5 protein-coding genes are annotated in these 5,771 nt (G+C 68.2%); 4 read left to right on the plus strand and 1 reads right to left on the minus strand.

Translation table 11 applies throughout. From position 1 onward, the window contains the following. Nucleotides 1-425 precede the first annotated feature (425 nt). The 4 genes from G3O00_RS38945 to G3O00_RS38960 all read left to right on the plus strand — a co-directional run bounded on the left by G3O00_RS38945 (nt 426) and on the right by G3O00_RS38960 (nt 4,603). On the plus strand, nt 426-1,976 hold the full coding sequence (locus tag G3O00_RS38945; protein ID WP_206146172.1) for an NCS1 family nucleobase:cation symporter-1: 1,551 nt from the start codon (nt 426-428) through the stop codon (nt 1,974-1,976). A gap of 22 nt (nt 1,977-1,998) precedes the next feature. Next, nucleotides 1,999-2,727, plus strand: coding sequence for an aspartate/glutamate racemase family protein (locus G3O00_RS38950; RefSeq protein WP_011355637.1), 729 nt, complete (start codon nt 1,999-2,001; stop codon nt 2,725-2,727). Between the two features lie 61 nt (nt 2,728-2,788). Continuing rightward, nucleotides 2,789-3,964, plus strand: a complete 1,176-nt coding sequence (locus G3O00_RS38955; RefSeq protein ID WP_206146173.1) for a LysR substrate-binding domain-containing protein — start codon at nt 2,789-2,791, stop codon at nt 3,962-3,964. A 207-nt stretch (nt 3,965-4,171) separates the two neighbouring features. Beyond that, nucleotides 4,172-4,603 (plus strand): DUF1090 family protein, encoded by a 432-nt coding sequence (locus G3O00_RS38960; RefSeq protein WP_206146174.1) that lies wholly within the window; start codon nt 4,172-4,174, stop codon nt 4,601-4,603. Between the two features lie 14 nt (nt 4,604-4,617). Here G3O00_RS38960 and G3O00_RS38965 read toward each other — a convergent pair whose 3' ends face one another. After that, nucleotides 4,618-5,559: an AEC family transporter gene (locus G3O00_RS38965; RefSeq protein ID WP_206146175.1), complete on the minus strand. Its 942-nt coding sequence runs from the start codon at nt 5,557-5,559 to the stop codon at nt 4,618-4,620. Between the last annotated feature and the right edge of the window lie 212 nt (nt 5,560-5,771).

A 5,771-nucleotide genomic window follows, 5' to 3' on the forward strand; every position in this document is an offset into this window, starting at 1 on the left:
TTGCTGCCGGCCGCGCCGCTGCTCGGCGCGGCCGATGGCGCGGCCGACATGCCGCCCGTTGCGCTCGTGTCCGAGCTCGCGCTGCTGCTGTCGCTTTCGCTCTTCTTCTGGCAGCCCGCACCCGCCGCCAGGCCCGCAATCAGGAGGCCGGCGAAGACGGCTCGCGATACATGACGAAGTGAATATCGCTGCATGACACCTCCGCTGATGTCGATGTGGATGGAGCCCGCTGACGAGCAATTCCCGTGCCGCACCGGCCGTCGCGGGCGCCTGCATTCCATTCATTTTTCAAATGACGCCTAACCGAATATTTAATTTCCCATCACCGTGCCGGCCTTCCATACTCGCGAACAAATCCGAGACATAACGTCCACGGCGGCCGGGCCGGCGCAGCGTTCCCACGCTGCCGGTTTCGCGCCCCGCACATGGAAGGAGACAACGGCGTGCAACTGGAAGCCACCCACCGCCCGGGCATCGTGCTCGGCGCGGACGACGCATCGCATCGAACCGATTCGGCCGCGCGCGACCCCGCGCTGAGCCCGCGGCTGCACAACCCCGACCTCGCACCCACCAAGGCCGAGGGCCGGACGTGGGGCCGCTACAGCATCTTTGCGCTGTGGACCAACGACGTGCACAACATCGCGAACTACTCGTTCGCGATCGGGCTGTTCGCGCTCGGCCTGTCGGGCTGGCAGATGCTCGCGTCGCTCGCGATCGGCGCGGTGCTCGTGTACTGCTTCATGAACCTCACCGGCTACATGGGCCAGAAGACCGGCGTGCCGTTCCCGGTGATCAGCCGGATGAGCTTCGGCATCTACGGCGCGCTGCTGCCCGCAATGATCCGCGCGGTGATCGCGATCGCATGGTTCGGGATCCAGACCTATCTCGCGTCGGTCGTGCTGCGCGTGCTGCTCACCGCGATCTGGCCGGGCCTCGCCGCGTTCGACCAGAATGCGATCTTCGGGCTGTCGACGCTCGGCTGGGTCACGTTCGTCGCGATCTGGCTCGTGCAGATCGGCATCCTCACGTACGGGATGGAAATGGTCCGCAAGTACGAGGGGCTGGCCGGCCCGGTGATCCTCGTCACGACACTGTCGCTCGCCGCATGGATGTATAGCCGCACCGGCGGCCATCTCGCGATGTCGATCGGCAAGCCGCTGACCGGCTTCAGGATGTGGACGGAGATCTTCGCGGGCGGCTCGCTGTGGCTCGCGATCTACGGCACGCTGGTGCTCAACTTCTGCGATTTCGCGCGCTCGTCGCCGAGCGCGAAGACGGTGCGCGTGGGCAACTTCTGGGGCCTGCCGGTCAACATCCTCGTGTTCGCGACGATCAGCTTCGTGCTCGCCGGCGCGCAGTTCAAGCTGAACGGCCACATCATCCACAGCCCGACGGAAATCATCGCGACGGTGCCGAACAAGCTGTTCCTCGTGCTCGGCTGCCTCGCGTTCCTGATCGTGACGGTCGCCGTGAACATCATGGCGAACTTCGTCGCGCCGGCTTTCGTGCTGACGAGCCTCGCGCCGCATCGCCTGTCGTTCCGCCGCGCGGGCCTGATCAGCGCAACGGTCGCCGTGCTGATCCTGCCGTGGAACCTGTACAACAGCCCGATCGTGATCGTCTACTTCCTGTCCGGCCTCGGCGCGCTGCTCGGCCCGCTGTACGGGATCATCACGGTCGACTACTGGCTCGTGCGCAAGCAGCGCGTGAACGTGCCCGACCTCTATACCGAAGCGCCGACCGGCACCTACTTCTACACGCGCGGCGTGAACCGCAAGGCGCTCGCGGCGCTCGTGCCGTCCGCGCTGATCTCGATCACGCTCGCCGTCGTGCCGGCCTTCAGCGCGATGACGCCGTTCTCGTGGCTGCTCGGCGCAGCCATCGCGGGCACCGTGTACTGGCTGCTGGCCGATCGCAACCGGCACTACGAGGAGCGTTCGGGCGAGCCCATCGCGGTCGCCTGCGCCCAACACTGAAACACATGCATACGGAGTCGCAATGAGGATCCTGGTAGTCAACGTCAACACGACCGAGTCGATCACCGACGCGATCGCCGCGCAGGCGCAGGCCGCCGCGTCGCCGGGCACGGAGATCGTCGGGCTGACGCCGCGCTTCGGCGCGGAGTCGATCGAAGGCAACTTCGAGAGCTACCTCGCAGCGATCGCCGTGATGGATCGCGTGATGCGCTACGACGAGCCGTACGACGCGGTGATCCAGGCCGGCTACGGCGAACACGGCCGCGAAGGGCTGCAGGAACTGCTGACGGTGCCCGTCGTCGACATCACCGAAGCGGCCGCGAGCGTCGCGATGCTGCTCGGCCACCGCTACTCGGTCGTCACGACGCTCGACCGCACGGTGCCGCTGATCGAGGATCGCCTGAAGCTCGCCGGGCTCGACGCGCGCTGCGCGTCGGTACGCGCCAGCGGCCTCGCGGTGCTCGAGCTCGAGGAGAACCCGGCCCGTGCGATCGAGTCGATCGTCGGCCAGGCGCAGCGCGCGGTGAAGGACGATCACGCGGAAGTGATCTGCCTCGGCTGCGGCGGGATGGCCGGCCTCGACCGGCAGATCGAGGAATGCACGGGCGTGCCGGTCGTCGACGGCGTCTCGGCCGCGGTCGCGCTCGCCGAGTCGCTGGTGCGCCTGAAGCTGAAGACGTCGAAGGTCCGCACGTACGCGCCGCCGCGCCCGAAGCGGATCGTCGGCTGGCCGGGCACCTTCGCACAATGACGCGCCGCCGGCCCGCTGCTGCGTCGCACTCGGGCATCGGGTCGCCAGGAGGTGGTTCGGCATGCGGGACCCACTAGACCCGAACGCCCTGCCCCGCGACGCGTCCGACGCCGCGGGCGCGCTCGACGTGCTCGATGCGCGGCTGATGCGCATCCTGCTCGTGCTGCTGACCGAGCGCACCGTGTCGCGTGCGGCCGTGCGCCTGAACATGTCGCAGCCGGCCACCAGCGCCGCGCTCAAGCGCCTGCGCACGCTGCTCGGCGATCCGCTGCTGGTGCGCAGCCGCTACGGGATGGTGCCGACCGAGTTCGGTGCGCGGCTGATCGAACCGCTGCGCAACGCGCTGCGCGTGATCGACTTCATCCGCATCCAGCAGCCGACGTTCGACGCACGCACGTCGGTGCGCACCTACCGGATCGGCTGCCCCGACTACCTGAACGTGCTGTTCGTGCCGAAGCTCGTCGCGCTGTTCCGCGAACGCGCGCCGAATGCGCAGCTCGTGTTCCATCCGCTCGGCGACGGCTTCGACGACGAGCGCGCGCTGGCCGATGGCGAGCTCGACGTCGTGATCGACAATCGCCCGGCGCGCTCGTCGCGATTCCGGCAGGACGACCTGTTCGACGATCGCGTCGTGTGCCTGATGCGCGCGACGCATCCGCTCGCACGGCGCGGCACGATGACGGCTGAGGATTTTGCCGAAGCGCCGCAGCTGTGCCCGACGCCGTCGTGGCTCGAAGCGTCCGGCGCGATCGACAAGCAGCTCGAACGCGTGGGCCTGCAGCGGCGGATCGTCGTCACGCTGCCGCACTTCGAACTCGCCGCGCATGCGCTCGTGCGCACCGACATGCTGCTGACCACCACGTACCGGCTCGCGCGGCACTATGCGAAGCTGCTGCCGCTCGCTGCCGTCGCACTGCCGGCCGAACCGCCGGACATCGTGTACCGGATGACGTGGAACGAATCGGGCGAGTGCACCGAGGGCGTGCGCTGGTTGCGCGGGCTGATCGCGGAAGCGACGTGCGCGTGGCTCGACGCGGAAGCGAGGCTGCCGGCAGTGGCGGCGGTGGCCGCCGCCGGGACCGATGCGGATGCCCGGACGACCACGCAGGCCATCGCCGATACGCCCGAACCCACACGGCGTACGCGCCGCAGACAGGCGACGCATTGCCACGCATCGCGTCAACCGCGTGTCGCCCATGCGGCACGTATCCACCGGCTCGCGACGAAGTCGCATTGACCAGCGCGTGCGCCGGTTGCGCCTGATGGTTATCAAGGATCGACTCGTCTGCACCCGGCCGGATCGCCTGAATCATCCATTCCTCTGACGCAAGTCAGACCGGTCCTATTTACCGCCCCCGCACCGGATCATCAGAATGACGCCTCGAACACCTGCCGACACCGATCTCATCGACGATCGAGCGGCCACCCAACCGAGGAAACAAGCATGAAGAAGGCACTGGTCGTGCTGGCCGTACCGGCCGCACTGCTCGCGAACAGTGGCGCATTCGCGGGCACGCAAGACTGTGCGACTCGCATCCGCGCGTTGCAAACGCAGATCGACAACGCGAAGCGCTTCGGCAACACACAGCAGGCGATGCGCCAGCAAGCGGCGCTCGAACAGATCAAGGTCAACTGCACGGACGCCGGTCAGCTCGCGCGCGCCGAACGCAGGGTAGCCGACAAGCAGCGCGACCTGCGTAATGCGGAGGACGAGGTACGCGACGCGCAGGCGCGTGTCAACGAAGCCGAAACGCTCGGCGACGCCAGGAAGATCGCCAAGGCGCAGCGCAAGCTCGCCGACAAGCAGCACCGGCAGCGCGAAGCGGCACGCGATCTGCACGATGCGCAGGTCACGCGTGATGCGCTTAAAGGCTGAAACGGCGTGCCGCGTCAGACATGCCGTGCCAGCACGAGCAGCACCGACAACGACACGATCGACCCCAACGTCGACAGCAGGATCGTGCGCGACGTCACCTGCGCTTCGCGCCCGTAGAACTCGGCCAGCATGTACGGCCCCGTGCCGGTGGGCAGCGCGGCGAGCACGACGGCGATCTGCGCAAGCACCGGCGGCAGTGCGAACACACGCACGCCAAGCCACCACGCCAGCGCGGGCTGCACGAACAGCTTCACCGCGGTCAGCGCAACGCTGCCGCGCGGCGCCGCGCCGGACGCCTCCCGCTTCTCCGCGAGAAACAGCCCGAGGCTGACGAGCGCGCACGGGCTCGCGGCCCCGCCGAGCAGCTTCAGGAACGTATCGACCGGCGCACCGAGCGGCACCTGCGCGGCCGACACGCAAACGCCGGCCAGCGGCGCGACGATCAGCGGGTTGCGCAGCAGCGCGCCGACAACTTTCCACATCAGTTTCAGCGGCGCGCGGTCGCGCTGCAGCCCGATCTCGATCAGGACGATCGCACCCGCAAACAACACGCATGCCACGAGAATGGTCGCGATCGTGGTTGGCGTGAGGCTGTCGGTGCCGAACGCGAGCAGGCACAGCGGGAAGCCGAGATACCCGGTGTTCGGGTACGACGCGGCGATCGCGTCGATGCTCGCATCGGCGAGCACGCGCCCCGCGAACAGGCGCCATGCGAGCACGCCGACGAAAACGAGCGCACAGGTCAGCGCGAACGTGGCAACGAAGGCCGGCTGATACAGCTGGTGCCACGACGCGTGCGCCATGATCTGGAACAGCAGCGCGGGCAGCGCGAGCCACACGACGAAGCGGTTGAGTTCCGAGGCCGCCGCCGGCCCGAGTACGCCGCGCCGGCGGCACAGGAACCCTGCCGCGATCAGCCCGAACACGGGCAACAGAATCTCGATCGTCGATGACATCTGGCATACGCTGCGTGAAACCGGAACGCGCCAGCTTAATGGTTCCGCCGGGTCGCGTCCAATGTGCGGCGCGTGCTGCCCCGTGCGTCACGCGCCGTCGCGCATCGGTTGCGTAAGCAACTTGTAGGCCACGACGGCCGCGACCAGCGCGAGCCCGCCGCTCACCGTCAGCGCGTCGGCGAACCCGCTCGCGAACGCGACGGGCGCCGCCT

Source organism: Burkholderia sp. Ac-20384, from assembly GCF_017104605.1.
Classification (GTDB): domain Bacteria; phylum Pseudomonadota; class Gammaproteobacteria; order Burkholderiales; family Burkholderiaceae; genus Burkholderia; species Burkholderia lata.